The organism is Rossellomorea sp. QJM3NY_18, from assembly GCF_056173145.1.
Genome location: NZ_CM149659.1, coordinates 2,554,600 through 2,581,275 on the forward strand (window position 1 = coordinate 2,554,600; position 26,676 = coordinate 2,581,275).

31 protein-coding genes are annotated in these 26,676 nt (G+C 43.3%); 1 reads left to right on the forward strand and 30 read right to left on the reverse strand.

The features are described from left to right. Positions 1 to 143 precede the first annotated feature (143 nt). From AC0VXY_RS13120 to AC0VXY_RS13150, 7 genes are read right to left on the reverse strand one after another with little or no spacing between them, the layout of a single operon-like run. On the reverse strand, positions 144 to 1,127 hold the full coding sequence (locus tag AC0VXY_RS13120; RefSeq protein WP_475525497.1) for a biotin--[acetyl-CoA-carboxylase] ligase: 984 nt from the start codon (positions 1,125 to 1,127) through the stop codon (positions 144 to 146). Next, positions 1,112 to 2,305: a CCA tRNA nucleotidyltransferase gene (locus AC0VXY_RS13125; RefSeq protein ID WP_475525498.1), complete on the reverse strand. Its 1,194-nt coding sequence runs from the start codon at positions 2,303 to 2,305 to the stop codon at positions 1,112 to 1,114. Before AC0VXY_RS13125 ends, AC0VXY_RS13120 begins: the two co-directional genes overlap by 16 nt. Positions 2,306 to 2,351: 46 nt before the next feature. Further along, positions 2,352 to 3,476 carry an N-acetyl-alpha-D-glucosaminyl L-malate synthase BshA gene (bshA, locus tag AC0VXY_RS13130; protein ID WP_435990326.1) on the reverse strand — a complete coding sequence of 375 codons (1,125 nt, stop codon included), beginning with the start codon at positions 3,474 to 3,476 and terminating at the stop codon, positions 2,352 to 2,354. Between the two features lie 4 nt (positions 3,477 to 3,480). Further along, positions 3,481 to 4,182 carry a bacillithiol biosynthesis deacetylase BshB1 gene (bshB1, locus tag AC0VXY_RS13135; RefSeq protein WP_475525499.1) on the reverse strand — a complete coding sequence of 234 codons (702 nt, stop codon included), beginning with the start codon at positions 4,180 to 4,182 and terminating at the stop codon, positions 3,481 to 3,483. Position 4,183: 1 nt separating this feature from the next. Continuing rightward, positions 4,184 to 4,591 carry a methylglyoxal synthase gene (gene mgsA / locus AC0VXY_RS13140; RefSeq protein ID WP_475525500.1) on the reverse strand — a complete coding sequence of 136 codons (408 nt, stop codon included), beginning with the start codon at positions 4,589 to 4,591 and terminating at the stop codon, positions 4,184 to 4,186. Between the two features lie 12 nt (positions 4,592 to 4,603). After that, positions 4,604 to 5,374 (reverse strand): 4-hydroxy-tetrahydrodipicolinate reductase, encoded by a 771-nt coding sequence (dapB, locus tag AC0VXY_RS13145; RefSeq protein WP_435990323.1) that lies wholly within the window; start codon positions 5,372 to 5,374, stop codon positions 4,604 to 4,606. Then, on the reverse strand, positions 5,361 to 5,774 hold the full coding sequence (locus AC0VXY_RS13150) for a nucleotide pyrophosphohydrolase (RefSeq protein ID WP_435990322.1): 414 nt from the start codon (positions 5,772 to 5,774) through the stop codon (positions 5,361 to 5,363). The genes dapB and AC0VXY_RS13150 overlap by 14 nt, the downstream gene beginning before the upstream one ends. Positions 5,775 to 5,875: 101 nt before the next feature. Between AC0VXY_RS13150 and AC0VXY_RS13155 the strand changes: the two genes are divergently transcribed. Further along, a complete protein-coding gene (locus AC0VXY_RS13155; protein WP_258261624.1) occupies positions 5,876 to 6,745 on the forward strand; it encodes a YitT family protein in 870 nt (289 codons plus the stop codon). A 72-nt stretch (positions 6,746 to 6,817) separates the two neighbouring features. On the opposite strand, the gene AC0VXY_RS13160 is transcribed toward AC0VXY_RS13155, so the two are convergent. The 23 genes from AC0VXY_RS13160 to folE form a co-directional block, all read right to left on the reverse strand. Then, the gene (locus AC0VXY_RS13160) at positions 6,818 to 7,498 is read right to left on the reverse strand and encodes a zinc metallopeptidase (protein ID WP_435990321.1); all 681 of its coding nucleotides are present in this window, start codon (positions 7,496 to 7,498) and stop codon (positions 6,818 to 6,820) included. Between the two features lie 60 nt (positions 7,499 to 7,558). Beyond that, a complete protein-coding gene (ypjB, locus tag AC0VXY_RS13165; protein ID WP_435990320.1) occupies positions 7,559 to 8,350 on the reverse strand; it encodes a sporulation protein YpjB in 792 nt (263 codons plus the stop codon). A gap of 62 nt (positions 8,351 to 8,412) precedes the next feature. Beyond that, complete coding sequence (gene lhaT / locus AC0VXY_RS13170; RefSeq protein WP_435990319.1) at positions 8,413 to 9,012, reverse strand: lipoprotein heptaprenylglyceryl N-acetyltransferase LhaT; 600 nt, start codon at positions 9,010 to 9,012, stop codon at positions 8,413 to 8,415. 60 nt (positions 9,013 to 9,072) lie between these two features. Next, the gene (locus AC0VXY_RS13175; protein ID WP_435990318.1) at positions 9,073 to 9,843 is read right to left on the reverse strand and encodes a c-type cytochrome; all 771 of its coding nucleotides are present in this window, start codon (positions 9,841 to 9,843) and stop codon (positions 9,073 to 9,075) included. Positions 9,844 to 9,887: 44 nt separating this feature from the next. Further along, on the reverse strand, positions 9,888 to 10,562 hold the full coding sequence (gene qcrB / locus AC0VXY_RS13180; RefSeq protein WP_032087896.1) for a menaquinol-cytochrome c reductase cytochrome b subunit: 675 nt from the start codon (positions 10,560 to 10,562) through the stop codon (positions 9,888 to 9,890). A 13-nt stretch (positions 10,563 to 10,575) separates the two neighbouring features. Next, positions 10,576 to 11,085, reverse strand: a complete 510-nt coding sequence (locus AC0VXY_RS13185; protein ID WP_034758386.1) for a QcrA and Rieske domain-containing protein — start codon at positions 11,083 to 11,085, stop codon at positions 10,576 to 10,578. A 140-nt stretch (positions 11,086 to 11,225) separates the two neighbouring features. Continuing rightward, the gene (locus tag AC0VXY_RS13190; RefSeq protein ID WP_475525501.1) at positions 11,226 to 11,690 is read right to left on the reverse strand and encodes a YpiF family protein; all 465 of its coding nucleotides are present in this window, start codon (positions 11,688 to 11,690) and stop codon (positions 11,226 to 11,228) included. Positions 11,691 to 11,967: 277 nt separating this feature from the next. Continuing rightward, the gene (locus tag AC0VXY_RS13195; RefSeq protein ID WP_435990316.1) at positions 11,968 to 12,507 is read right to left on the reverse strand and encodes a ReoY family proteolytic degradation factor; all 540 of its coding nucleotides are present in this window, start codon (positions 12,505 to 12,507) and stop codon (positions 11,968 to 11,970) included. Between the two features lie 132 nt (positions 12,508 to 12,639). Then, complete coding sequence (locus AC0VXY_RS13200; RefSeq protein ID WP_475525502.1) at positions 12,640 to 13,881, reverse strand: tetratricopeptide repeat protein; 1,242 nt, start codon at positions 13,879 to 13,881, stop codon at positions 12,640 to 12,642. Between the two features lie 53 nt (positions 13,882 to 13,934). Beyond that, positions 13,935 to 14,834, reverse strand: a complete 900-nt coding sequence (locus AC0VXY_RS13205) for a hypothetical protein (protein ID WP_475525503.1) — start codon at positions 14,832 to 14,834, stop codon at positions 13,935 to 13,937. A gap of 118 nt (positions 14,835 to 14,952) precedes the next feature. Then, positions 14,953 to 16,245: a 3-phosphoshikimate 1-carboxyvinyltransferase gene (gene aroA, locus AC0VXY_RS13210; protein ID WP_475525504.1), complete on the reverse strand. Its 1,293-nt coding sequence runs from the start codon at positions 16,243 to 16,245 to the stop codon at positions 14,953 to 14,955. Between the two features lie 12 nt (positions 16,246 to 16,257). Further along, the gene (locus AC0VXY_RS13215) at positions 16,258 to 17,361 is read right to left on the reverse strand and encodes a prephenate dehydrogenase (protein WP_475525505.1); all 1,104 of its coding nucleotides are present in this window, start codon (positions 17,359 to 17,361) and stop codon (positions 16,258 to 16,260) included. Between the two features lie 64 nt (positions 17,362 to 17,425). Then, positions 17,426 to 18,526: a histidinol-phosphate transaminase gene (gene hisC / locus AC0VXY_RS13220; protein ID WP_475525506.1), complete on the reverse strand. Its 1,101-nt coding sequence runs from the start codon at positions 18,524 to 18,526 to the stop codon at positions 17,426 to 17,428. 36 nt (positions 18,527 to 18,562) lie between these two features. Then, complete coding sequence (gene aroH / locus AC0VXY_RS13225) at positions 18,563 to 18,928, reverse strand: chorismate mutase (protein WP_475525507.1); 366 nt, start codon at positions 18,926 to 18,928, stop codon at positions 18,563 to 18,565. A gap of 53 nt (positions 18,929 to 18,981) precedes the next feature. Then, positions 18,982 to 20,064, reverse strand: a complete 1,083-nt coding sequence (gene aroB / locus AC0VXY_RS13230) for a 3-dehydroquinate synthase (RefSeq protein ID WP_475525508.1) — start codon at positions 20,062 to 20,064, stop codon at positions 18,982 to 18,984. A gap of 4 nt (positions 20,065 to 20,068) precedes the next feature. Continuing rightward, positions 20,069 to 21,241 carry a chorismate synthase gene (gene aroC / locus AC0VXY_RS13235; protein WP_475525509.1) on the reverse strand — a complete coding sequence of 391 codons (1,173 nt, stop codon included), beginning with the start codon at positions 21,239 to 21,241 and terminating at the stop codon, positions 20,069 to 20,071. Positions 21,242 to 21,457: 216 nt separating this feature from the next. Continuing rightward, the gene (locus AC0VXY_RS13240) at positions 21,458 to 22,231 is read right to left on the reverse strand and encodes a CheR family methyltransferase (protein ID WP_435990307.1); all 774 of its coding nucleotides are present in this window, start codon (positions 22,229 to 22,231) and stop codon (positions 21,458 to 21,460) included. Between the two features lie 140 nt (positions 22,232 to 22,371). After that, positions 22,372 to 22,818, reverse strand: a complete 447-nt coding sequence (gene ndk, locus AC0VXY_RS13245; RefSeq protein WP_034758349.1) for a nucleoside-diphosphate kinase — start codon at positions 22,816 to 22,818, stop codon at positions 22,372 to 22,374. A 102-nt stretch (positions 22,819 to 22,920) separates the two neighbouring features. Next, positions 22,921 to 23,883, reverse strand: coding sequence for a heptaprenyl diphosphate synthase component II (gene hepT, locus AC0VXY_RS13250; RefSeq protein WP_435990306.1), 963 nt, complete (start codon positions 23,881 to 23,883; stop codon positions 22,921 to 22,923). Between the two features lie 27 nt (positions 23,884 to 23,910). After that, positions 23,911 to 24,612 carry a demethylmenaquinone methyltransferase gene (locus AC0VXY_RS13255; RefSeq protein WP_435990305.1) on the reverse strand — a complete coding sequence of 234 codons (702 nt, stop codon included), beginning with the start codon at positions 24,610 to 24,612 and terminating at the stop codon, positions 23,911 to 23,913. Between the two features lie 6 nt (positions 24,613 to 24,618). Next, complete coding sequence (locus tag AC0VXY_RS13260) at positions 24,619 to 25,452, reverse strand: heptaprenyl diphosphate synthase component 1 (RefSeq protein WP_475525510.1); 834 nt, start codon at positions 25,450 to 25,452, stop codon at positions 24,619 to 24,621. A gap of 200 nt (positions 25,453 to 25,652) precedes the next feature. Continuing rightward, positions 25,653 to 25,874 carry a trp RNA-binding attenuation protein MtrB gene (mtrB, locus tag AC0VXY_RS13265; protein ID WP_034758340.1) on the reverse strand — a complete coding sequence of 74 codons (222 nt, stop codon included), beginning with the start codon at positions 25,872 to 25,874 and terminating at the stop codon, positions 25,653 to 25,655. A 12-nt stretch (positions 25,875 to 25,886) separates the two neighbouring features. Beyond that, entirely contained in the window at positions 25,887 to 26,453 is a 567-nt protein-coding gene (folE, locus tag AC0VXY_RS13270) for a GTP cyclohydrolase I FolE (protein WP_435990303.1), read from the reverse strand. Positions 26,454 to 26,676: the final 223 nt, after the last annotated feature.

Below are 26,676 nucleotides of genomic sequence, written 5' to 3' on the forward strand. Positions count from 1 at the left end.
CCCAGTCCACAATGGATCAAGGCAGAAATAGTATTGAAAATCAAATGTACGTTTCTATCAGGTGCAGTTCCAAGGATACTGCCCAATTGGATTATACCATAAAAGAACGGCATGGCTACACAGATTTCCATCCCGCTGCAAGTTCAAACATTTACTTCAATATCGGCGGAGTAGATCTGATGGACCGTCCCGCCTGCGTCTTCGATCTTCAGTACGCCTTCATCCGTGATTCCGAGCGCTCTGCCTTCAATGGTTCCACTGATGGTTCTTGCCCGGATCTTCTTCCCGATACTGATGGCATAGCTTTCCCATAAAAGCTTGATTGGTGTGAATCCTTCTTTCATGTAAAGTGAATACAACGCCTCTATCCGTTCCAGTAATCCTTGAACAATGACAGATCTTGATAAGGTTCTGCCTTCTTCGATGGATAGCGACGTTGCAATCTTTTGAATCTCATCGGGGAAATGGTCTTTCGTCTGGTTGACATTCATCCCTATCCCGATAATGATGGAATTAATTTTATCCGATTCAGCCTGAAGTTCTGTCAGGATGCCCGTCACCTTTTTCCCCTCAATGAGTATGTCGTTTGGCCATTTGATCTGTGGATGGAGGCCGGTAACCTCCTCGATCGCCTGGACCACGGCCACGGCAGCTATAAGTGTGAATTGTGGGGCTTTTTGAGGTGGAAGGTGCGGCTTTAAGATTAAGCTCATCCAAATACCGGTACCTTTCGAGGAGTGCCACTCCCTCATCAATCTGCCTCTTCCGGCAGTCTGTTCGTCTGCAATCACCAATGTACCTTCTTCCGCTCCATTACTTGCAAGGGTATGAGCGATCCTCTGGGTGCTTGGAACAGATTCTTCATAATGGATCGAGGTCCCTAGCGTCAGGGTTTGTAAGCCTAAACGTATTTTACTTTCTGTGACACTATCAGGCGTCTCTATGATCCGGTATCCTTTTTTCCTTACCGCTTCCAATACAAAACCTTCTTTACGAAGCTCTTCGATATGTTTCCAGATTGCAGTACGCGAACAACCCGCTATATCAGCAAGGGCTTGTCCGGATAAAAATTCCTGATCCGATTCGAATAGCGCTTGAAGGACTTTTTTTCTTATAGTCGATTGCATTCTGTGAGCCACCTCCTTATCTCTTCTTTATCATTGGGGATTGTCTCATTAATGATAGCTGATTCAATTTCAAGCAATCGTTCTTTCACCCATGGACCACCCTTTTGGTCAGCCCATGCCATTAAGTCCGTACCTGTTACATCTAGTTCTTGCCTGGACGAGATTGCGAGGTTGCGATATTGCTCCATTACTCTTTCCACCGAAAAGTCTGATGAAGGTTCCATGCATCCGTATACTTTTTCAACATTAAGTGCTACTTCGAGACCGGCACGATATAATAATGTCTTTGTCCATCCAGTTTTCCTTTCCTTTAAAATATCGAGTTCTTTGGAACGGACCCTGATCATTTTGGAAGGAAGTCTCCACCCTTTCAGAAAGCCCTGCACATCTACCTCCCCTATATAAGTCAGTAAGAGAAGCCAGGCTTGATCTTTATTTAATGTGTCCAAACCAGGGAGGTCTGCTAACGCTTTGAGTTGTGCACCGTATCCACCTAGATAGGGAAGCTCCTTGTACAAATGGGTGTCCACAAGGAGCTTCAGCCCTTTTTGCTTCCATAGGCCAGCCAGTATTTTCTCGAATTCCATTGTTTTTCGTTCAACTGCTATATGCTCCAGAAGTCTCGAGTGCTCCCTTAAGCTGATTAATGTAGATGATTCGAGACTGAAGCCGAGCTGACTGACAAACCGGACTGCCCTCATCATGCGCAAGGCATCCTCAGTAAACCTCATTTCCGGTGAGCCTACGGTCCGTATCAACCTATTATGTATGTCTTCTTTACCATGATAAGGATCTATGATAGTGCCATCGCAGTTCATGGCCATGCTGTTCATGGTGAAATCCCGGCGCTTCAAGTCCCCGTCTAGTGAACGGATAAATTCTACCTTATCTGGCCTTCTATAATCCGTATAGGAAGACTCGGCCCTAAACGTGGTGATTTCATATTCTCTGCCCTCTTCCAAAACGAGGACCGTCCCATGTTCAATACCGAGATCAATCGTTCTATGGAAGATTGCTTTTACCTCTTCCGGGTAGGCAGAAGTGGCGATATCTACGTCATTGATCGTTCTGCCAAGTAAGTGATCCCGGACAGATCCTCCAACGAAATAAGCTTCAAACCCTGCCTTTTCAAGATTTTTCAATATGGGAACAGCTTGTTGGAATATGATTGGTAACATTCTTAACACCTGCTTTACTTGAATCGACTAAAGGATCCCTGACAGTTCACAAAAGATTCTTATAGATTTGTTCATACTGTTCGACTATTTTGCTCGAGTGAAATTTCGTCCGTGCCGTTTGGAGGGCATTCTTCGATAATTCCATGTGGAGCTTCTCGTCCTTCATCAATTGCAATGCCTTCCCGGCAATTTGTTTGACGTTTCCGATTTCACAGATAAATCCGTTGTATCCATCTTCGATCACTTCAGGGATACCGCCTACATTCGTGCCGATGCTTGGAACACCACAAGCCATCGCTTCGAGTGCGACTAAGCCGAAGCTCTCTTTTTCTGAAAGTAATAGTTTGATATCACTGATCGAATAAAGTTCTTCCAGATTATCCTGTTTTCCAAGGAATAAAACACGATCTTCTAATCCAAGCTCCTTTACCTGCTTGCATATGAGTGTCATTTCAGGTCCGTCCCCTACAAGGAGAAGCTTGGATGGAATTTCCTTCTGGATGAGGTTGAAGGAAGCGACTACATCGGTCACCCTTTTCACACCACGGAAGTTTGATACATGGATGATGACTTTTTCATGATCCTTGATTCCATATTCTTTTCTTAGATGACTGGAATCCACTTCCCTGTATACCCTCTCATCAATAAAATTATAAACCGTTTGGATCTCTTTATCAGGCTGGATCAAATCATGGGTTTGTTTTACTAAAGCGGAAGAAACCGCCGTCACGACATCCGACTTTTCAATACCGAAGCGAATGGCCCCTGTCAGAGATGGATCGTACCCAAGAACCGTAATATCCGTTCCGTGTAAGGTGGTGACGATCTTCACGTCTTTCCCGGACATTTGTTTCCCCAATATGGCACAGACAGCATGGGGAATCGCATAATGCACATGCAGGATATCCAGGCTTTCCCGTTCCGTGATTTCCGCCATCTTATTCGCCAATGCAAGATCATAAGGAGGATATTGAAACACTGAATATTGACTCACTTCTACTTGATGAAAATAAATATTGTGATACATTTTGTTCAATCTGAACGGAATGCTCGAGGTAATAAAATGTATTTCATGGCCTTTCTCAGCCAGTAATTTCCCGAGCTCGGTTGCCACTACTCCTGATCCTCCGACCGTCGGATAGCAGGTAATTCCTATCTTCAACTTCTTCATACACTTAATCTCCTAACAAATCATGATGCAAGATAAGGGTGTTATAGGAAAAGAATCCTTCTGCATAGCGGAGTCCCGCATCTTTCCCCATCATTCTCTCCCTTGCTTCAACCGCTTCGATATATCCGTCTGTTAAAGGAGTCGACACTCCGTCGGATCCTTTAGAGAATTGGCTTCCATATGCTCGAAGGCTCGCAATCTTTGCTTGCATATACGGCTCGATATCCACAACAAATTGAGGTTTATGAAAACCGTTGATCATATAGAAATAGAGGTGAGGCGTTTTATGGACCGGGGTTTCGGAATGAAACTTCCGGATTCCCGCAGAGAAAAATGCCTCTTTCACCAGTCGGGAAACATTTCCATGATCAGGATGGCGATCTTGGTCATAGGGAGCAAATATTGCTTTCGGTTTATACGTTCTAATCAAGTTGACGACTTTCTCAATGTGTTCGTCCGTTATGTATATTCCCCGGTCGGGTATATCGAGGGTCACTCTCTTAAATGCCCCTAATATGTCTGCTGCCCTAAGCGCTTCCTCTTTTCGCAAAGAAACCGTCCCATTGGAAGACAGCTCTGCCTCTGTAATATCGCAGATGACAATATTCTTTCCCTCAGCAGCATATTTCGCCAGGGTCCCTCCCATACCGATTTCCACATCGTCTGCATGTGCTCCAAACGCAAGGATATCTATTTGTTGGTCCACATTACTCCTCCTTTTCCTTCACTACACTCCGCCACGCAATATCCCCTCTGTCAAGACCTCTTACCAGCACTTCAGCAGTACCCATATTGGTCGCGAGCGGTACTGAATACACATCACAAAGCCTGATCAGGGCCGTCACGTCAGGTTCGTGGGGCTGTGCGGTCAGGGGATCCCGGAAGAAGAGGATAAAGTCCATTTTATTATTGGCGATGTAAGAACCTATTTCCTGGTCTCCTCCCAAAGGGCCTGAACGGAATCGATGGACGGATAAACCCGTTTCTTCTCCGATTCTTTTTCCCGTTGTCCCCGTGGCAAAGAGGGAGTGTTTCTCTATGATTGACTTGTATGCAAGCACGAAACGAATAAGATCATCTTTTTTCTTATCATGAGCAATCAGCGCAATATTCATAACACTCACCCTTTAGTCTAATATATTTTCAAGTCCATACACTAATGTGTCCAGTTTCATGACCGTGTCCACAGAAACCTTCACTCCCGACATGAAACTTCCTCTGTTAAAGGAATCATGGCGTATCGTCAATGTTTGTCCCTCTGCTCCTAACATTACCTGTTGATGTGCGATGAGTCCTGGGAGGCGTACACTGTGAATATGCATCCCATCTACATTCGCTCCCCTGGCACCGCTATGTGTTTCCTTCTCATCAGGATGCCCCTGCTCCTTCGATTGCCTCACTTCCCTGATCATTTCTGCCGTTTTCACGGCCGTACCGGATGGTGCATCCAATTTTTGATCATGATGCAGTTCAATAATTTCAATATCATCGAAATATTTTGCAGCCATCTGAGAGAATTTCATCATGAGCACGGCTCCAATCGCAAAATTGGGAGCAATGATGCATCCAAGTGACTTGGATTCTGCCAGTTCCCTCAATTCTTCCAGTTCATCTGCAGAAAAACCCGTTGTCCCGACAACAGGTCTGACCCCATATTCCAGGGCCGTTTTCGTATGATGATACCCGACTTCAGGCGTCGTCAAGTCAATCAACACATGAGGCGCCCCATCTTGAAAGCATGCCTCTATATCTGAATACACCGGCACATCCAGATCCGCTTCCTTCTTGTGATCGATTACGCTAATAAGAGTAAAATGCTCGGTGTCCTTCACCAATTGAACAGCTTCCTTCCCCATTCTTCCTCTCGGTCCTGCAATCGTGATGTTAATTTGCTCCACCTTCATCCCCACTTTCGATTCTGGTCCATCGATCTTTATCTCTTGTATTAAACTTATGCATTACTGTATTGTGGGCTTCTTCAAGGCTGATATCCAGGGAGTTGGCCAAACAGATAACGACAAACAACAGATCCCCCAGCTCTTCCTCAATCGTGTTTTCTTTTTCTGTATGTTTCTTTGGTTTTTCACCATGGTAATGATTTACTTCTCTCGCTAATTCACCAAGCTCCTCGGTAAGACGCGCTACCATCGCCAATGGACTGAAATAACCCTCTTTGAATTGACTTATGTATTGGTCCACTTCTTTTTGTAATTGATTCATCGTTTTATTTTTATCCATAAGAAGTCTCACTCCTTCATTATCTCCTATCATGTTAGCTAAATCCTTCCCGTTTGACAAATATTACGTTTGATTTTGAAAGTCTTCGTTGCCAGTTTGTTTTTCTTCTTATATAATGTCTCTGTCAACTTAGATAATACTATAAAAGGAGGGAAACACAGATGTTGGGATTACGCATTAAAAATATATTGTTCATCTTATTAGGGTCGGCTATATTTGCTTTTGGACTCGTACATTTTAATATCCAAAATAAACTGGCTGAAGGTGGATTCACGGGAATAACGCTCATCCTTTATTTCTTATTTGATATTGATCCGTCGTACTCCAACCTTGCCTTAAATATACCCCTATTCTTCCTGGGATGGAAGCTCCTCGGGAAGAAAGCTTTCTATTATACTGTGATCGGGACTGTAGCTCTATCCGTATTTCTATGGATTTTTCAACGGTATCAAATGACCATCAACCTCGAAGGGGATCTTTTTCTCGCGGCCTTATTTGCGGGTGTTTTCATTGGAATAGGACTGGGGATCATTTTCAGATACGGAGGTACGACAGGCGGGGTGGATATCATCGCCCGACTTGCCCACAAATACATAGGGTGGAGCATGGGAAAGACGATGTTCATGTTTGATGCCGTCGTCATCGGCGTCTCACTCATTACGTATTTGGAATACCGGGAAGCGATGTACACGCTGGTAGCTGTTTTTGTGGCTGCAAGGGTCATCGATTTCATGCAGGAAGGGGCTTACTCTGCCAGGGGGGCCATGATCATTTCAGAACGCAATGAAGAAATCGCCACTGTCATCAATGAGAAAATGGACCGGGGAGTGACCGTATTACGCGGCCACGGCTCGTTTACGAAACAAGAGCGGGAAGTTCTTTACTGCGTAGTCGGGAAAAATGAAATCGTCAGACTGAAAAACATCATTACAAGCGTTGATCCTCACGCCTTCGTATCCGTCACCGTGGTCCATGACGTTCTCGGCGAAGGATTCACACTCGATGCAGATAAAAACCCTATACTGGACTAGAGGGAATCGTACGTCAAACCAAAAGCAGCCGGACTCGGAGGATCCTCCGAGTCCGGCTGCTTTATTGTATTCTTAATCGTCACCATTCATCCCGGTGAAAATAAGTACCAGTCTTATCAGTTCAATGATGGCCACTGCTGCAGCGGCTACATACGTCATTGCTGCTGCGTTCAGCACTTTTCTGGCATGACGCTCTTCTTCATTGCGGATCAAGCCAATGGAAACGATTTGATTCATCGCCCTCGATGATGCATTGAACTCAACAGGAAGCGTGATCAATTGGAACACAACCCCTGCGGCCATTAAAATGATCCCAAGCAGGAACATACCGGTTAATTGAGTGAAAATGCCGATCATCAAGAAGATCCAGGACATATTAGAACCGATATTCGCTACCGGTACAAGAGCATGGCGGAATCTTAGAAATGCATAGCTTTCAGCGTCCTGTATGGCGTGTCCTACTTCATGCGCAGCCACTGCCGCCCCGGCGACCGAGTGCCCGTGGTAGTTATCAGGTGATAACGCTACGGTTTTCGTCATCGGATTATAGTGATCACTCAGAAACCCTCTGCCTTCCACAACTTTTACATTGTGCAAACCATTTTCATCAAGAATCCTTCTGGCCATTTCCCTGCCGGTCATACCCGAAGTCGTGGCCACTTTTGAATATTTCTTAAACGTACTCTTTACACGCATCTGTGCTCCTATTGGAATAAGAGCAATCAGTAAAAAGTAAATCAAAAATCCTGCCATTATCGCTAAAACCTCCAGATGTATAGATTACCTAAATTTTATAGCGCCATCCTCGTACTGTCAATTTTTTTGACGTTCGGACTTTTTCACTTCATCCTGTCCCTTATATTTTCTCCAACCTACATAAGATAATGTAGATACAATGATACTGCCCGTCGAAATGATGACCCACCAAAGGGAAGGATCCGCTTCATCCTCTGTCATGTTCTCGAATAGTTTTTGTAGATCCGTTTCCAAAGCCGTCAGCTCACTCATCGTTTGTTCCCCTTCCAGCACATCCTGACGATAGTGATCCAAGTAAGTGATCCTTGCATCCAGTGATTGAGCCCGCTCAACTGGAATATCCAATTTAATACTCGGTTGAATGATATTATATTTTGATAAAAACACATTCAATGTCGTTTGGTATTCATCAACATTTCCGTTTTCCGCTGCAACCTTTACACCATTAAAGGCTTCCATGATCGGGTCTTCCATTTCAACCCATAAAGGCTGATGCTGACTGTTTAATGCATCCATCACCAGTCGGAACTTCGTAACGGCATTCACCTTTTGCTCAAGAGCAAGGGAGGAATGGTTGATACTTTCCAATGCAAGATTATGTGAAATGGTAAGAATTCTAAGCTCATCCATCGAGAAGGACTGTTGGACACTCAAAGAGGCAAATTCTTCGGAGAAATAAACTAATAGATGCTTGGCTTCTTCATACCTGCCTGCCTTTGTCATCTGTAAAGCCTGATCTGATATATCATCGAGCTCGTTGATTGGAGACGGAGATTCTACAGCGATTAATGGGTGAGGTACTAAAATGAGAAATAAGAAAAGCGTGATAAAAAATTGGATTAATTTCATACTTGTCCCCCCTAAAACTACTAATAAAGTGTATGAAGGGGTGGACAAGAGTAGACCATAAATCAGTCAAACTTATAGTCAAGAGAGAGACGATTTGTTTTCTGCGTGAAATAATATGCAATGGCGATGGAGATGATGCTGAGCCAGAAAGTGAAATATCCGATATTCTGAATATACATATAGAGTCTTGAATATACAGGAAACTGCATGTAAACATAATCGATGATATCATTATGGACGGTCCAGACAGCCCCTGCGGCAATATGCCACAACTTCACCCGGTAAAACGAGGAATATAGGATACCCTGCACGGCCATTGCCGCGTGTGAAGCCATCAGCATATATCCTTCCCAAGGCAAATCACCCGATACCATGAGGGTCAACAGGTTCATGATCACTGCCCAAACTCCGTATTTAAACAGGGTGATGATGGCAAGCACTTCAAAAATCGGCCAATTACGATTCAGTATAAACGCGATCAATACGAAACAAAAAAATAGACTGGCTGTCGGACTATCCGGGACAAACAGTAAAAACTGGGGAGGAGTATTTCGGAGCTGTGACATATACCATATGTATCCATAGATGGTACCGAATACATTCACTAATAGCAACAACCATAAAAAGGTTTTATTTCTTAGTATCGTCATGATCCAGAGCATGTTTGCACCTCTCTTTCAAGTAGAAAAAAAGGGCCGACAGATGCCGGCCCTTTTTCAATATTATTCTTCTAAACCAGAAATGAATTCAGAGAGTTTCTTCAACTCTTCATCTGTCCCTTTAAATAAACCTGCAGGCATGCCCGGTGGTTTACCGTTTTTAGCGATCTTCGCAATTTCTTCAGGTGCAAGACCCGTTCCGATTAAGGAAGGACCCGCCCCACCCTGCAAATTCTCACCATGACAGTTAATACAACCATTCTTCTGATCAGAAAAAATCTTATATCCTTCAGATTCTTTATCGATATCCACTTCAGCACGGATCTTCCCTTGTTCCTCAGCCGCTTCCCAGTCATGGGTCGCAACGGATTCCCAAGTCAGGAAGTACGTAGCTGCAAGTGCCAATAACATGAATCCTACTGCAAAAGGACGTTTTGTTGGACGGCGTTCAGGTCCTATATCTATGAATGGTGCAAGTAAAAGTGCCCCAAACGCGATTCCAGGAATGACGAACGCTCCGATAACATTATAAGGTCCAGATGCATATGTGTACTTAAGTAATTGGTATAAGAATAAGAAATACCAGTCAGGTAATGGAATATATCCAGTATCTGTCGGATCGGCTATACGTTCTAACGGTGATGGATGAGCAACCGTTAAACAAAGATAACCGATAAGGAAAACAGCTCCTACCAGCCACTCCTTCAATAAGAAGTTCGGCCAGAAAGCTTCTGTTTTACCAGGGAACTCCGAATAGTCTTTCGGTATATTCGGCTTTTTGTCTGCAGGAACCCGGGAGTCCCCTACAAACTTCATCCCTTTTCCTCGATGCATAGTGTCCCCCTCCTTTTATTAGGTTAATCATTTACAATTGTTTCTTATAGTGGTCCGGAAATACCTTGCTTACGGATCATCAGGAAGTGAGCTCCCATCAAACCAAGTAGAGCAGCAGGCAGGAAGAATACGTGAATAGCGAAGAAACGAGTCAGAGTCTGTGCCCCGACGATGTGAGCATCTCCCGCTAATAACATTTTCACCTGATCTCCGATAAATGGAGTGGCCCCTGCTATTTCAAGACCTACTTTCGTCGCGAATAGCGCTTTCATATCCCAAGGCAGTAAATAGCCGGTGAAACCAAGCCCTAACATAACGAAGAAAATAAGAACCCCAACAACCCAGTTCAATTCACGAGGTTTTTTGTATGCACCTTGGAAGAAGACGCGTAGTGTATGTAAGAACATCATTACGATAACCAAACTGGCTCCCCAGTGATGCATTCCGCGGACAATTTGTCCAAATGCAACTTCATTTTGCAGATAATACACAGATTCCCAAGCGTTTTTAATATCTGGAACATAGTACATCGTTAAGAACATTCCGGATAAAATTTGGATGACGGTTACGAAGAATGTCAATCCTCCGAAGCAGTAAACAAACGCAGAAAAGTGATGCGCAGGGTTTACATGTTCAGGAACTTCGTGATCCGCGATATCGCGCCACAAAGGCGTAATGTCTAAACGCTCGTCAACCCAATCATAGATCTTGTTCAGCACAGATTACGCCCCCTTACTTAACAAATTTATTTGGTTCTGGTTGTCCAAGATAAAGAATTCCATCTTTTACTTTTGTCGGATATGAATCCAACGGTGCTGTCGGTGGTGTACCTGGTACATTCTCACCGTTCTTGTGATACATTCCACCATGACATGGGCAATAGAACATTTCTTTATGATCCGGATTCCCATTCCAGTTAACTGTACAACCGAGGTGCTTACAAACCGGTGAAAGAGCAATGATTTTGTCTTCTTTGTTCTTATATACCCAAGCGGTTTGTGTAACTTCTGATGTGTACCACGCATCTTTTTGCTCATATGAGAAATCGACACGTACTGGTTCATTCGATAATTCTGAAACCTTTTGCTTAGTCGCTCTAAAATCTCCCGCAGCTTCCGTTTTCAACACTGGATCCACTGCAAAGCGAACCATCGGCATTAACATTCCCGCCGCCATGAAACCGCCTACACCCGTAAGTGTATAGTTAAGGAATTGACGTCTAGATACACGATGTTTGCTCATCCTTTTCCCCCCTCTATCGTAAGGTAAGTCCGTCGGACATATTTCGCACAAATATAAAACTAGGACATAACTATGATATATTAAACTCTATACAAGGTCAATAACTCTCGTATCTAAAAGATGGAAACAATGTGAAGTTTTTATGAATTTTTTTGCCATTTTTGTACAATCACATTTAACAGCTGCTTTACCTGATCTTCCATAATCGAATGTTTATATTGTTCGTCCAGGTTTTCAAGAGGAATGGATGGGACCCATATCAAGCCTTCTCCGAGTTTATCCTCGACCTTTTTCCACCCGCTGTCTGAAGTCAGAAAGAAGACATGCTTCACACCGCTCACGGTTAATTCTCTTGCCCATTGGGATAATTCGGATACCTCGCGATCCACCGATGATGACATCCTATACGTAAATGAAGGGATCATCATCATTCTACCCTTGAATTGCCTTTCCAGGTGCAGAGTGAGTAGATTGATAAACTCTGATTGTGCTGCTGAGACTCTTATATCCTTCCCGAAATCAACAGGGATAACGGGAATGACAGCCGTATCTACATATGCTTTTTCGGCTTCGAACACTTCAATATCTTTTACGTTCCAATTCATGTATAACCCTCACTTTTTTTCTTTCATTTTCCACTTCCCATCTTATCACTTTATATCATCTCATATAAAGCGATTTCACTTTTTTTATACAAGCGCTTTACATATAAAACGTGCTCCCTGGTGAAATACTCCCCGGGATAGGTATACTTAATGGGGATAAACCACTCAGGACACGTAAAGAGCCTCGTTCATAGTATGCACCATTCTTAATCTTACTATCTAAAAAAGACAATAAAAAAATCGAATGAAGAGAGGGCGTTTCTCTTCATTCGACTTATCAGGTAAGGCTATTCAATTCTTTGGTCAATTTATTGAAAGCCTTTTTGTCACCGGTATCCAATGCTAAATCGATGGCCTTTAACAAGCGGTCCTTCCTGAAGGTCTGCAGGCTGTCCTCTAGAAACCGTTCAGCTACCATTCTGTCTTTTTCATTGATCAGTAAGTATTTCGGCATAAACGGATTTTCTTCCAGTACGGCTGCAAATTGATAACTGGAATTTGCCTTACTGAAGTTTAGCTGAATGTAAATGTCTTCATCCTTGTTCAATCGGATATCATGAAAGGACTTTTCTGCGTCCGTTGTCATGATATTCTCTTTATAGAACCGGAATGGAACATCTTCGACACAATGGGTCGACATCACCAAGCCTCTCGGACAGTACTGGGATTCTTCGACAAAGTGAACCTTTTTCATTAGTTGGTCATGACTCATCAGATAATTTAAGATCCACACACATTCTCTTCGTTTTAATTGATATCGGTTCAAAAACCAGCGGATAAATTCTTTCTTCTCGTTGACAGAAACAGGGGTGGTCATGGTTTTCCCTCCTCTGCAGAATCCTTTTTAAAAGGTCCGTTTTTCTTTCATCATAAAGTTTAGGTCTCATTCATAAGCCCTTAGCCATATTCATTTCCTAACGTCCAAGTCCCTTAGACCCACCGTCACTGATCAGTCTTGTAATCTTTCAATCAGGTCCTGCCACTCATCATTTGAAGGATCCATTTCAATCAGGTGTTTATATACTTCTACTGCTTCACCCCTGAGTCCTTCTTCTACTAGAAATTGTCCGAACTCTAGTAAAAACTCTTGATGATTCTTAAAGTAAGTATATGCAATACGGTATTGTTTTAATGCATGATTATATTGTTCAAGCCCTTCATAGGCTTTTGCCAGATCCCAATTGATCTGAGGCTCTTCTTCTCCTTCTACCGTCAGCATCTGGGCGATTTCCAGCACATCTTCATACCGGTCCTGTGTAAAGAACAATTTATTGATGATAAGGGCAGCCTCCACATATCCGGGGTCAAGGGCCAGGGCTTCCCGAAGAAACGCTTCTGCTTCTTCTTCAAGTCCCATCTTCAATGAAATCTTGCCTCCGAATACATTCAGTTCTTTATTGTATTCATCCTGCTTCACACCTGCCTGAACGGCTTCCAGGCTCTCTTGAAGCTTTTCTTCACGCTCATACGACTTCGCCAATAGTAAATAGACAGAATGATATTCAGGATCCAGTTCCTTGACGGAAACGAATTTTTCAATCGCCTTTTCGTAATAACCTGCCTGATAGGCTGTAAAGGCATAGCCGAACAGTGTATTGATTTCCAGATGTTCTTGAAGAGCTTTTTCATAATGGGTCAAAGCTTCTTCGAATGCTCCTCCTACACTATAGGCCTCGGCCAATCTCTGGTGGACATTGGTTCCTCCAAGTTCAGTCGTCCCCTTTTCGATGAGGATCTGATAATGCCTGATCGCTTCCAGGAATCTGCCCGTTTCAGAATACAATTCCCCCAGTCCAAAATCGATGACAGGTTCATCGGGCAATAACCTCTTAGCTTGAAGAAGCTTTTGTTCGCTTACTTCAAACAAACCCTCCATTTGATAAAGATCTGCTAAAAGAAGAAGTGACCTTGGATAGGTGGGGTCTTTCTCATCCAATTCTGCAAGCGTCTCGATGGCTTCCTCTTCTTTATCCATCTCCACCAGCACTTCCGCCAGTTCAATGAGAAGCTCACCCTCACCCGGATAATATTGAAGGAGATTCCCGTACAGCTCTTTTGCTTCCTCCAGAAAACCCAGATGATGTAATTCTTCGGCAAGACTGAATTTTTCTTCATGACTCCCAAATTTCAGCACTTGATTATATTGTTTCTTTGCTTCTTCTAAATTTCCTTCATTTAAAGATGATAACATTTGTTCAGCGTATGACATGGTCAATCCCTTTCTATAAAAAAGCTTGTATTCAATTAAGTAAAATATCCCGGGGTTTGTATGATCAGTTCTTCACCAGCTCCAGGATAAAAATGACCTCGATTATTTATATAATGATATTTCCCTTTGTTCATAGTACATTTTAGCACATGATGATCATAATGAAATGATAATGGCTCAGCACCCAACTCGCCTTCAGGCTTCATATAGAGGTTATAACATATTTCTCCACCAACCAAAAAATTTCCTCTAAGGGGATATATTCCAATTTTCTTCAATATGCTTAATTTCAGTGGTTCTTTTTCGGGGATTTCAGCAGGAATATGGGGAATACCCTCGCTTTTCATCGAATTCTGCCATATTTTAAGATGCTTCATTTTGGTTTTATTGTCTATGTCTGTCGTAAAAAAAGGGACAAAAGTAATAGGGTAATCATACAATAATCCTTTGATCCATCCCCACGGAATGTCTCTTAATACAGCTGCTTCGTCCAGATCGATCCAGATGACAGGAACTTTATGCCGCTTACATGCCCGTATGATGTTCGGGGTAATCAGATTCGCAGATATTTTTAATCCTATCGTATAATCAATGGGACTGTTGAGCAACGATGTTTTCCGTTCATTTAATCGTTTAAGAAATTCATACTCATACTGTATTGAAAAAGCCGTTAAAACCGTGGTACACCCTCTTTTTATAAATTCGTCAAGGTAATAGTTCTTTACGGTGGAAAAATCACTCCCTTGGGGTACCATTAAGTCACACATGACATGTCCGGGTGTCATCAAAAAAAGGGAAACATCCATTTTCATGTACTTGTAGTACTGAAAGCTGTTCCTGATGGCTGAAATCCTGCCGTCTTTTATCAATAGTGAAGAGTGAGTATGCTTGGTGTCCTTTACCCAATTGGCGTTTTCAATGATATAGGTGCTCAACCCGTCATCACCTTCCTTTATAGACAAGCTATGAAGGGAAGGATGAATTCATGCCACCCACTCATTAAAAAGAGAGGCGGATTTAGCCCTAAGACCAACCACCTCTCACATTATTGATTCAGTTCGCCAACAGTTTGTTGATGTGTTCAAAGAAAGTCGGATACGAGATCCTCACGGCCTCTGCATCTTCTAAATATACATCTGAGTCCGTTAACAGGGAAGCGACTGCCAGAGTCATGCCAATCCGGTGGTCGCCCCAGGAATGGACTTCTCCACCGCGTAAAGGGGTTTTCCCCTCGATGATCATCCCGTCGTCTGTACCCTGTATGTTTGCACCAAGCTTTCCAAGCTCCTTCACAACAGCATCGATTCGATTGGTTTCCTTCACTTTTAATTCCTCGGCATCCTTGATGACGGTCTTCCCGTCCGCTTGTGAAGCTAAAAGGGCAATGATGGGAATTTCGTCGATCAAAGAAGGAATCAGGTCCCCTCCGATTTCAATTCCTGTAAGTTTGGACGTATGCACCATAATATCACCGACCGGTTCACCTTCGGTTGATTGCTCCATGACCTCAATGGACGCACCCATTTTCTTCATCACTTCCACAATACCGGTTCGCGTTTCATTTAGCCCGACATTCTTCAACAATACTCTACTATCTGGAACGATGGCTGCGGCCACCATGAAAAAGGCAGCTGAGGAAATGTCTCCAGGTACAAGGATTTCCGTGCCTTTCAATACCTGTCCTCCCTTTACTTTAATGGTATCTCCGTGCTTCTCGATCGTTCCACCAAACTCGACGATCATCTTTTCTGTATGGTTCCTCGTTTGCTCTCTTTCGACTATTTCAGTCATTCCTTCAGCCTGAAGCCCGGCCAGAATGAGAGCGGATTTCACCTGGGCACTTGCCACAGGTAAAGAATAATGAATTCCTTTCAGATTTCCGCCCCTAATGGATATTGGCGTGAAGTTGCCTCCGGAACGGCCATCTATCACTGTCCCGAATTGCTTTAAGGGCTCTGTCACTCTTTTCATGGGCCTTCTTGCAATCGAGGAATCACCTATCAGAACCGAATGAAATGGCCTTCCTGCCAGAATTCCCATAATGAGACGGGTCGTGGTCCCTGAATTTCCCACATCAAGAATGTCAACGGGCTCTTTCAAGTGATCCCACCCATTACCGTACACGATCACTTCACCTTCAGAGACCTCTATCTCAACGCCTAATTTACGAAAGCAGGAAATCGTGCTTAAACAATCCTCCCCCATAAGAAAGTTATGTATAACCGTTTTGCCTTCAGCAACCGATCCAAACATAATGGAGCGGTGGGATATCGATTTGTCCCCGGGTACGTGAAGCTCTCCATTCAAACCACTGTTTGGATTTGACAGTCTTTTCTTCGCTTCCATCCTTATCACCCTTTATCCTAAGAATAGTTCATAATTTGTTTGCTCTCTTAAGCAGTGCAAAGCTCTTTCTCTATCTTCCAACGTTTGAAAGCTGATCGCTAATACTCCGTATATATCTTCTCTCGTTTCCATTATTCTGATATTCGTCAAACTGATTTTCTCCTGTGCAAGATACCCTGTTACTTCGGAGATCACCCCTGGATAATCGGGGACATCCACAAATAAATCATAGAATGAAGGAATGGCCCCTTTTTCTAAGATAGGGAGATCATCCCTGAATGTCTTCGCATCATTAAAATAATCGTATATTTTCTGTGAATCATTCATTTCGATGAGCGATACGACCTCATCCATCTCTACTTTCCACTCCTTTAAGAGAGAAAGCAGGACCCCTCTGTTCTGAATGGTGATGTCTTTCCACATTGTTGGGTTGGATGAGGCTATTCGGGTTATATCACGAAAGCCTCCTGCAGCAAGCCTTCTCAAATAGGGGTGTTCAGTCGAAGAGCCCTTCGCCTGGTGAACCAGTGAAGCCGCAACAATATGGGGAAAGTGGCTGATCATCCCCGTTAACTCATCATGTTCCCTTGGCTCTACTATTAAAAATTTCGCATGTGTCCCCCTCAGCCAGACTTGAAGCCTACAGACGTTTTCCTCTGTCACACCGGAACCCGGCGTAAGCATATAAAAGGCATTTTCAAATAGGATTTCTTTCGCAGCTGCTACGCCGCTCTTATGAGAGCCAGCCATTGGGTGGCCCCCGATAAATTGAATCCCGTTTTTGGTCAGTCTTTCCGATGAGCTCATTATCTGTTCTTTTGTACTGCCTGTATCGGTGATCAAAACTCTTTCTTTCAAGGAAAGGGATTCAAATTGTGCGATGATCTTTTCTGTTTGAAAAACAGGTGTAGAGATAATAATGAGATCTGCTTGTTCAGCGGCAGTCTGTAATGAAAGGGACATCTCATCGATTACCCCCAGTGATTTCGCCAACCTCAATTCTTTATGGTTCACATCATGACCAATAATTTTGGCATGTGGGTGTTCTTTTTTTATGCAGAGGGAAAGGGATCCCCCGATCAGCCCCATCCCAATGATCAACACTGTTCCAATCATCGTTTCTCCTCCAACATCTGATTTTAAAAAAGCCGGAAAGGGACAACGCCCCTCCGACCGCTCATCATTCTTGTTTCTGAAGTGCCAGAAATTCTGTCATTTTATCGATGACCTCTTCATTTTGATCATAGGATCCTACTGTTATCCTGACAGAATGAGGGTATCCCAGTGCTTCTCCGGACCGGACGATATAGCCCTTGCTCATCAAGTATTGAAATACCTCGTCTCCACTTACGCCAAAGTCGATCAATACGAAGTTCGCTTGCGATGGGACATAAGCGAGGCCGTTTTGCTCACAGAAGCTGTAATACTGCTGAAGTCCTTTTCGGTTCTCACTCCTGCATTCCTCGATAAAGGTCTGATCATCGATGGCCGCTGAGGCCGCTCCTTGAGCAAGTGAATTGTTATTGAAAGGTTCACGGATCGGCTCCAGTTTCCCGATCACGTCTTTATTCCCGATCCCGAAGCCCACTCTAAACCCTGCCAGTCCGTATGCTTTTGAAAAGGTGCGTGTAATCAATAGTTGAGGATATGACTTCAACAATTCCAAAGAATCATAATAATCCTCCGCCACTACATATTCATAATACGCTTCGTCCAAAACGACAAGTACATGGGAAGGGACAGCGTCCAAGAAGGAAATGAGTTCACTATTTCGGATATATTCCCCTGTTGGATTATTGGGCGAACATAACCAGGCGACCGAAGTGGTGTCATCAATTTCTCCCAGCATTTTGTCCAGTTGATGCCTTCCTGCAGCATCCAGGGGAACTTCACGGACCTCTGCTCCTTCAACGATGGCATTATGCTTATATTGTGGGAAAGTAGGGGCTGCCATTACCGTACTTTTACCACCATCCAATAAAGCCCTGGAGATGATCTCGATCACTTCATCCGAGCCATTTCCAAACAACAACTGTCCAGGTTCCACAGATAAATGTTCTGCCATCTTAAAACGTAACTCCTTCGCATAACCGTCAGGATAGAGCGCATGGGAAAGAGCACTGTTTTTCAGATAGGTTTCAACGTTTCTGGAGCATCCGAAGGGATTTTCATTCGATGCAAGCTTCACTACTTTCTCAAGATTGAATAACTCTTTTACATCATCCATCGTTTTTCCAGGCTGGTATGCTTTAAGATTTTGAATCTGGGATTTCCACTTCATGTTTAACTTCCTTTCAGTCGTTTTCATAATGGCCGCTTATTTGTTCTTCAAGTCAGGGCGAAGGCTGACTGCATTTTTCATATAAATATGTTGGATGTCACTTTGAGGTGTTGATGTATTGTAGTGGATCATCACTCTGATGCACCGGGACAGTCCATCAGGCACGTCCAATTCCTGCATGCACATAACGGGGACATATATCCACTCTTCGAGTCCCCTTAATGCTTTAGCTGGAAATACGCTCGTAATGTCATCTGTTGCAGAAATAAAAACGGATGCGACATTTTCTGCCGTAATATTATTATGTAAAATCATTTCCTTTAAGAGACTTTCAGTTGAAAGGAGAACTTCCTTTTCATTATCACGATCTGCTGTAGTGGCACCTCGAATTCCCCTGATCATTCTTCCACTCTCCCTTTTTTCTTGGTATTCTATAGTCTCTTTAGCGCCGGGATCTATAACTGTCGAATGTATGCATCCGCCTGTTTTAAATCCTCTTCCGTAACATCTGCCATCACTGGTTCACCGATATCTTTCAACAACACGAAAACCGGATTGCCGTTCAGGGACTTCTTATCACGCTTAATCCCCTCATATAATGTATCAAAACCGATGTTGGAAGGAACCTTCAGATTGTACCCAAGAGACTTGATCCACCCTATAAACCTCTCCATATCAAAGGACAGTTTGCAGTAGCGTTCACTGAGATACAAAGCATAGACCATCCCGATCATGACCGATTCCCCGTGGGTTCGATTTCCATAGCCGCTTGCGCTTTCAACTGCGTGCCCGTAAGTGTGCCCGAAGTTCAAGAATGCCCGGATATTTGACTCCCGTTCATCTTTTGATACAATATCTCCCTTTACCTGTATTCCCTTAATCAGGCAATCTGTTAAAAAGCTTTCATCCAGTTTTGCAGGTGATCGGAAAGAATGCATGAGATTCCGTAAGAACTCCTGATCAGATAAGAAGGCATGTTTGATCACTTCAGCGAATCCCGATAGTATTTCCGTTTCGGAAAGGCTCGAAAAGTAGTTCAAATCAAAGAATACGCCTTCCGGCTGGTAAAACTGACCGACCATATTTTTCCCCAGCGGGTGATTGATCGCCACTTTCCCTCCTACGGCACTGTCATGGGCCAGTATCGTTGTCGGTACTCCGATGAAAGGGATTCCCCTCATATAGGTGGATGCGATAAAGCCCGCAAGATCACCAATGGCACCGCCACCGAAAGCAATCACGATGGATTTACGATCTACATGATGTTTGAGTCCGTGTGTTATCGCTTCTTCATATGTGGCAAAGTTCTTTGCGTTTTCCCCTTTGGGAGCCTGATAAATGGTTACATCAAAGGACTGACCGAGATCATCAGAGAAAGCTTGCCCATGAAGCTTAAAAACCGTTTCATCGGCAATGAGCCATAGCTTTGATACATCAGGGAAGGACTTCTTAATAAAAGAAACAATTTCATTCGTCATCTCCACTCCAATATTCACGTCATATGTCTTGGAAGCAGTTTGAATGGTTACCTGTTTCATTTCATTAATACTCCTTTGAATCCTGACGTTGTCTGTCGATATCCTGACGAAGTTTGTCAAATTGATCACTATTGAATTGTTCGACGATGCCAGCAGCAAGTTCCCATGCCACTACGGCTTCTGCTACTACGCTTGCAGCTGGAACCGCACAACTATCCGATCTCTCGATGCTTGCTTTAAAGGGTTCCTTCGTTTCGATGTCTACACTCTGAAGAGGCTTGTACAGAGTAGGGATCGGCTTCATGACCCCTTTGACACGGATCGGCATACCCGTTGTCATACCTCCTTCAAATCCTCCTAAGCGATTCGTTTTCCGGTAGTACCCAAGCTCCTCACTCCATGCTATTTCATCATGCACTTCACTTCCCGGCTTTCTTGCCATTTCAAAGCCCAAGCCGAATTCGACGCCTTTAAATGCGTTGATACTCATGACCGCCATAGCAATTTTCGCATCAAGCTTACGGTCATAATGAACGTAACTGCCCACACCTGCAGGCATCCCCTCAACGATGACTTCTACGACCCCTCCGATGGAATCCCCATTCTGCTTCGCTTCATCTATCAGGTTCATCATTTTCCCGGCAGCCTCTTCATCCAGGCAGCGAACAGGAGATTCTTCTGTGATCTCTCTCAATTCATTTATAGAATCATAATGAAGCTTTTCTGCTTTAATGCCTCCGATTTCAAGGACATGTCCGACAACTTCAATATCCAATAACTTCAATAGCTTCTTAGCAACGGCTCCTGCTGCCACCCTTACAGTCGTCTCCCTGGCAGATGAACGTTCCAGGACATTCCTGAGATCTCTATGTCCATATTTCATTCCGCCAACGAGATCCGCATGCCCTGGTCTCGGCCTCGAGATCTTTCTCTTCACTTCTTCTTCTCCGCCTTCAAGAAGGGGCTCGATTCCCATCACCTTCCTCCAGTGAGTCCAGTCTTTATTCTCCACAACCAATCCTAAAGGAGAACCAAGAGTATATCCATGTCTCACACCGCCGACGATCGAGGCACGATCCTTTTCAATCTGCATTCTTCGTCCGCGTCCATAGCCTTTCTGCCTTCTTGCCAGGTTTTCATTTATATCTTCAGCTTCAAGCGGCATTCCTGCCGGTAGCCCTTCAATGATGGTCGTTAACTGTGGTCCATGTGATTCTCCAGATGTTAAGTATCTCATTTACTTTCCCCCTTCAACTCGTTAAAGAATTATGTACCAATATAACATAGAATTTATATTCTTTCCTAGTCCTTACGTTTAAAAACTTTTCTAATATTCTATTTTCCTAAAAAATATAAAACGATGTGAATCCACCATATTTTGAAAGTTCACTTTTTTATAACCCCAAGGGAAGAAAGAAGTGATTCAAGTTATGCGGATTGACATCGTCATTGTTTATATTTTTTTGTAGAAGAAGGTGTCTTCTGTTTCGAAGCCGTATTGGGATGGGTTGAAGATTTGTTCTGTGCTGCCTACGAAGAGGACGCCGCCGGGCTTTAGTGAGGCATTGAATTTATGGTAAAGAAGGTTTTTGGCCTCTTCTGTGAAATAGATCATTACATTTCTGCACACGATCAAGTCGTATTTCCCTTCGAATGGGTCCGAAAGCAGGTTTTGCTGCTTAAAGGTCACCGTTCTCTTTACTTCGTCCTTCAGTTTAAACAAAGGTCCTTCCTGGATGAAATGGATTTTTTTCATTTCTTCCGGGATTTCAGATAATGACCTTTCCGGATAGACCCCGTTCATGGCCCGTTGAAGTGCATTTTTGTCTATGTCTGTGGCCGTGATGGAACCGCCTGAAAGGGGAATATACTTCGACAGCATCATGGAAAGGGTGTAAGGTTCTTCGCCGGTTGAGCATGCTGCGCTCCATACTTTCAAAGTTGCATTCCCATCTAACAGTCGGGGGAGGATCTTTGTCTCCATAATTTCCCAACGCTTGTAGTTACGGAAGAATTCTGACACGTTTATGGTCATTCTGTCCAGAAACCCTTCCATTTCTTCTCTATCCCGATTCAACGCACCAAAGAACTCCTGAAAACTTCCATACCCTTTCTTTTCATAAAGGGCCGTCAGCCTCCTCTTCATCTGGGCTTCTTTATAAAGGGAAAGATCAATACCCGTTCTTCGTTTAATCCCTTGAATAAATTCACTATAATCATTTGACATTTGAATCCACACTCTCTTTGCTGCGATAAAGGTATAAAGCTATATTATCTATATCGAACATTTCAGGGAAAAGTTAAACCTTTATCCATAGAAAAAAGCAAGCCGCAAATCGCGACCTGCTTCTAAATATCAAAGGGCTATTAGTAAACCCACTCATTCATTAACTTGGAATATTCAACCAGTTCTTCTTCTTTGAAGAATAGACCAATTTCTCTTACAGCGCTTTCAGCAGAGTCGGAACCATGGATGATGTTCTTGCCGACAGTCAGACCGAAATCACCGCGGATCGTACCAAGAGCGGCATCCTTGGGATTAGTGGCCCCCATCATGCCACGTGCAGTCGTGATGACGTTTTCACCCTGCCAAACCATTGCAAAGACAGGTCCAGAAGTAATAAAGTCAACAAGTTCCCCGAAGAATGGTCTTTCCTTATGCTCACCATAATGCTCTTCGGCAAGCTCGTTTGAAATGCTCATAAGCTTGGCGCCGACTAATTGAAACCCCTTCTTTTCAAAACGTGATACGATATCACCGATTAATCCTCTTTGTACGCCGTCCGGCTTTACCATTAAAAAAGTCTTTTCCATCTTCCCCACTCCTAATATGTATGTATGGAAGTCCTAAGGACATCCCACGAAAAATAGTAACACTGATTGGGGGTTTTGGCAACGTTTCCATTTTAAATTTTCTTAATATTTTCTCTTGCCTATATAGTTTGCAATATTTTTAAGGCTTTTCTTTACCCTGTTATATGGAAGGTGATCAAGATCCTTCAGGGCTCTATCCAGATACATTCTGCTGAGCTCATGGGACCGGTCAATGGCGTCGGTAGCCAGGATGGAGGATATGACCTCTTTCATTTCGTCGGGAGTGGTATATTCCGACACTCTTTCAATCTTGGATTTCAAATCCGGGTTTTCCATGGCGTACAGAATCGGAAGGGTGATATTCCCTTGCCACAAGTCACTGCCAGCAGGTTTCCCCAGTTCTTCCTCACTTGCTGTAAGGTCCAGGATATCATCCGTGATTTGAAAGCTCATCCCCACATTGTAACCGAATCGGTAAAGGCGCCTGTGAATCTCTTCAGGAGCTCCGGAAGAAATAGCACCAAGCTGGCAGCTTACGGCAATAAGCAAGGCGGTTTTCCTTTTAATCCGTAAAAGATAATTCCGCAGGTTCTGATCAAATCGATATTTATCTTCAATTTGAGCGATTTCGCCCTTACATAATTCTACCAGTGTATGTGATAAAATCTGATGTGCTTCAGGAACTTTTATAGATGTCATATATTCAAGGGCCCGTGCAAAAATATAATCCCCTGTATACATCGCAATACGATTATCCCATTGGGCTTTAATCGTCGGCTTTCCTCTTCTTAACTCTGCATCGTCGATCACATCGTCGTGTACGAGGGAAGCCATGTGCATCAGCTCTAATGCTACCGCTACATTTTTCACAATATTAATATCATATTGTCCAAATTTCGCAGACAGCAATACAAATACCGGCCGGATCCTCTTCCCACCTGCTTGGAGAAGGTGAAGGGAGGCCTCTTGTAAAAGCCGGGATTCTGACTCGATCGCCACTTCCAATTCCTTTTCAATTTCATCTATATCCGTTTTAAGAAACGAATACATCCTGTTTAGCTTCATAGTTTTTCCACCTAATTTACGAATTTCTTACTTTCTGCCGGAATGCATAGCAGCAACCCCGCCACTATATGGCTTCACATGTATGTCTTTAAAGCCAGCTTCTTCAAACATCTGTGCAAGCTCCTTCATGCCCGGAAAATCTCTGGCAGATTCCTGTAGCCAGGAATATTCATTAAAGCTCTTGGCGAAAATCTTCCCGAACAGGGGCATCACAAAACGGAAATATGCATAATACATCTGCTTGAATCCGAACATGGTCGGCTGGGAGGTTTCAAGGCAGACGGCCATCCCTCCTGGTTTCACTACGCGGTTCATTTCCTTCAGGACGTGGAGATAGTCGGGAACATTTCGCAAACCGAAGCCAATGGTCACATAATCAAACGTGTTATCGTCGAAAGGGAGCTCCATGGCGTTCCCATGAATCAGTTCGATATTGTTCAGGTGGGACTCTTTGACTTTCTCTTTACCGATTGAAAGCATATTTTGACTGAAATCAAGACCCATCACACTGCCGGACTCACCAACTTCTTCCCCGATGGCCAATGTCCAGTCCGCAGTACCGCAGCAAACGTCAAGGGCCTTGGAGCCAGGCTTCACTTTCATGTGCTTCATGGTATCTTTCCTCCACTTTATATGCTGTTGGAAACTGATGACGGAGTTCATCTTATCATAATTGGAATAAATTTTTTCAAATACTCCGTGGACTTTTTGTTCTTTCGACTGCTGCATGTCGTTTTACCCTTCTTCCGCGTATAGTTTGGTCATTGGTTCAGGCTCCACATAAGGTATCAGTTCTACAATAAGCTTCTTAAAATAGGGCGTGTCCGGCTCAATGGCCTCTAACTGCGTTTGGACCTTTCGCTTTGTCACTTCTATGAGTTCATTTATTTGAGATAGGAGATGACCCTTTTCTTCATTCGTTAAGTGGAAGTCCGGTGCATCCGGATCAATTCGGTTGGACAAAGTGGTCAAAGCCCGTATAAAACTTGTATACTGCGAATGTCCGAGACTGATTTTCTCCTGAACGAGCTTCTTATAAAGCAGGGCTTCTTCAACGATCCCAATCCATTTATTATCTTCAAAGGAACGATAGAAGTTGGACACAATCGCTGATTCTCTGGTTTTTAACTTCTTCATGAGTTCAGCAATGCTCTTATGTTCGTCCTTGTATATGGAAATTTTGCTTTCATTTATTTCTTTAATCGCTTTTGCTAAATGTGAGATAAGTTCTACATCATCTGTTTCTGCGAGGATTTTGTAATAGAGGCTGCTGAAGTACACTCCAGCGAGTACGGTCAGCTGCCTTTCCTTTAAGGAATCACGTTCAGAGATTGTAACCTTTTCATGTGTATCAAGGGCTATCTGCAATAACATGGCAGTCGAAATCCACTGTACAGCTTCTTTACTCATCGTCCGTCCTTCGCTTACGAAAGGCAGGAGCAGAAAACAGATCCGGTCCCGGTCAATATACGGTTGATCGATATATTCCTTTAGATAAGAGTGATGCAACTGCTCTTCTATGTATTGATGAATGATATTCGCTTGATGGTTACAATCAATGAATTTCATACCCTGTAATCCCCATTTCTACTATGTATCGGTCTAAAAATTTCAGCATTAAATATTATACCATAAAATCCTCCACAATAGGGAGCATGAGTCTTACACCCCTTGATGAGATTATAACAAAGGGGACGACCACGAAGCCTAAAACTCCTTAGTCCGTCCCTCCTTTATTTTTTTCTATCAGCCAATAGCAGAATAGAAGATTATTTCTTATTATCACTCTCAACCTCGCCGTAACTGGTGACGATCGTCGCTTTCCCTCTTACCTTAATGGCAGATGTGTGATCGGTGAATTGGGCGATCATCACTTCGCCTTTATCCAGCTTCTCTGAATGATGAAACCGGGTGTCCGTCCCTCTTGTCAGTCCGATCACATTCACGCCGTCCTCAATTGCTTTGATGACAATATAATCATTTGAATTCATTCGTCGTCACTCCTAATTCTTTATAAAAGAAAGAACTTCACTTCGTGCCTGAGCGTCTTCTTTGAACGTACCTCTTACAGCTGTTGTCACTGTACTCGAGCCCGGTTTCTTCACGCCCCTCATTGTCATGCACATATGCTCCGCTTCAACGACTACCATGGCACCGTGAGGAAGAAGGGTTTCCATGATCGTATCCGCCACTGTCGATGTAATTCTTTCTTGAAGCTGAGGGCGTTTGGCAACGGATTCAACTGCCCTTGCAAGTTTACTTAAACCTGCCACCTTACCATCCCTTGGAATATAAGCAACATGTGCTTTTCCGAAGAATGGGACAAGGTGATGCTCGCACATTGAATAAAATGGAATATCCTTCACTAGCACCAGTTCTTCATGTTCTTCACTGAATATCGTTTCAAAGTATTCTTTCGGATCATGATCGAGTCCTGAAAATACTTCTGCATACATTTTCGCCACTCGCTTTGGCGTATCTAATAAGCCTTCTCTACTAGGATTCTCTCCAATAGCTTCTAATATTAATCGAATTGCTTCTTCAATTTGGCCATGATTGACTTGTGCCATAATGTTGTCCTCCTAAAATAACTTAAAGAAATAGTAACATTGTTAATATTAGCACAAGCCCATAATGTCATCAAAGACTAGTGCTTTAGAAGTTTTATATTAATATAAATCCAACAATAAAAGAAAAAAACTTCATACATAATTTTCGGGAGAACATTTCATACTAATAGTAAAAAAACAAAAAGGCCGCATAAAAATGCGACCTTCCCGTTACGCTCAAAGT

Bases quoted from the DNA above. Each gene is read 5' to 3' on its own strand.
- folE (WP_435990303.1), bottom strand. From the start codon at position 26,453: ATGGCACAAGTCAATCATGGCCAAATTGAAGAAGCAATTCGATTAATA.
- aroB (WP_475525508.1), bottom strand. From the start codon at position 20,064: ATGAAACAGGTAACCATTCAAACTGCTTCCAAGACATATGACGTGAAT.
- ndk (WP_034758349.1), bottom strand. From the start codon at position 22,818: ATGGAAAAGACTTTTTTAATGGTAAAGCCGGACGGCGTACAAAGAGGA.
- bshA (WP_435990326.1), bottom strand. From the start codon at position 3,476: ATGAAGAAGTTGAAGATAGGAATTACCTGCTATCCGACGGTCGGAGGA.
- AC0VXY_RS13120 (WP_475525497.1), bottom strand. From the start codon at position 1,127: ATGCAATCGACTATAAGAAAAAAAGTCCTTCAAGCGCTATTCGAATCG.
- AC0VXY_RS13255 (WP_435990305.1), bottom strand. From the start codon at position 24,612: ATGCAGCAGTCGAAAGAACAAAAAGTCCACGGAGTATTTGAAAAAATT.
- AC0VXY_RS13260 (WP_475525510.1), bottom strand. From the start codon at position 25,452: ATGAAATTCATTGATTGTAACCATCAAGCGAATATCATTCATCAATAC.
- hepT (WP_435990306.1), bottom strand. From the start codon at position 23,883: ATGAAGCTAAACAGGATGTATTCGTTTCTTAAAACGGATATAGATGAA.
- AC0VXY_RS13240 (WP_435990307.1), bottom strand. From the start codon at position 22,231: ATGTCAAATGATTATAGTGAATTTATTCAAGGGATTAAACGAAGAACG.
- aroC (WP_475525509.1), bottom strand. From the start codon at position 21,241: ATGAGATACTTAACATCTGGAGAATCACATGGACCACAGTTAACGACC.
- AC0VXY_RS13195 (WP_435990316.1), bottom strand. From the start codon at position 12,507: ATGACCACCCCTGTTTCTGTCAACGAGAAGAAAGAATTTATCCGCTGG.
- mgsA (WP_475525500.1), bottom strand. From the start codon at position 4,591: ATGAATATTGCGCTGATTGCTCATGATAAGAAAAAAGATGATCTTATT.
- hisC (WP_475525506.1), bottom strand. From the start codon at position 18,526: ATGAAGTGGAAATCCCAGATTCAAAATCTTAAAGCATACCAGCCTGGA.
- AC0VXY_RS13175 (WP_435990318.1), bottom strand. From the start codon at position 9,843: ATGCATCGAGGAAAAGGGATGAAGTTTGTAGGGGACTCCCGGGTTCCT.
- AC0VXY_RS13155 (WP_258261624.1), top strand. From the start codon at position 5,876: ATGTTGGGATTACGCATTAAAAATATATTGTTCATCTTATTAGGGTCG.
- AC0VXY_RS13160 (WP_435990321.1), bottom strand. From the start codon at position 7,498: ATGGCAGGATTTTTGATTTACTTTTTACTGATTGCTCTTATTCCAATA.
- AC0VXY_RS13200 (WP_475525502.1), bottom strand. From the start codon at position 13,881: ATGTTATCATCTTTAAATGAAGGAAATTTAGAAGAAGCAAAGAAACAA.
- lhaT (WP_435990319.1), bottom strand. From the start codon at position 9,012: ATGCTCTGGATCATGACGATACTAAGAAATAAAACCTTTTTATGGTTG.
- AC0VXY_RS13190 (WP_475525501.1), bottom strand. From the start codon at position 11,690: ATGAATTGGAACGTAAAAGATATTGAAGTGTTCGAAGCCGAAAAAGCA.
- aroH (WP_475525507.1), bottom strand. From the start codon at position 18,928: ATGATCAGGGGAATTCGAGGTGCCACTACAGCAGATCGTGATAATGAA.
- aroA (WP_475525504.1), bottom strand. From the start codon at position 16,245: ATGGAAGCGAAGAAAAGACTGTCAAATCCAAACAGTGGTTTGAATGGA.
- ypjB (WP_435990320.1), bottom strand. From the start codon at position 8,350: ATGAAATTAATCCAATTTTTTATCACGCTTTTCTTATTTCTCATTTTA.
- AC0VXY_RS13125 (WP_475525498.1), bottom strand. From the start codon at position 2,305: ATGTTACCAATCATATTCCAACAAGCTGTTCCCATATTGAAAAATCTT.
- AC0VXY_RS13185 (WP_034758386.1), bottom strand. From the start codon at position 11,085: ATGAGCAAACATCGTGTATCTAGACGTCAATTCCTTAACTATACACTT.
- mtrB (WP_034758340.1), bottom strand. From the start codon at position 25,874: ATGAATTCAAATGATTATATTGTCATCAAAGCAATTGAGGACGGCGTG.
- AC0VXY_RS13215 (WP_475525505.1), bottom strand. From the start codon at position 17,361: ATGATTGGAACAGTGTTGATCATTGGGATGGGGCTGATCGGGGGATCC.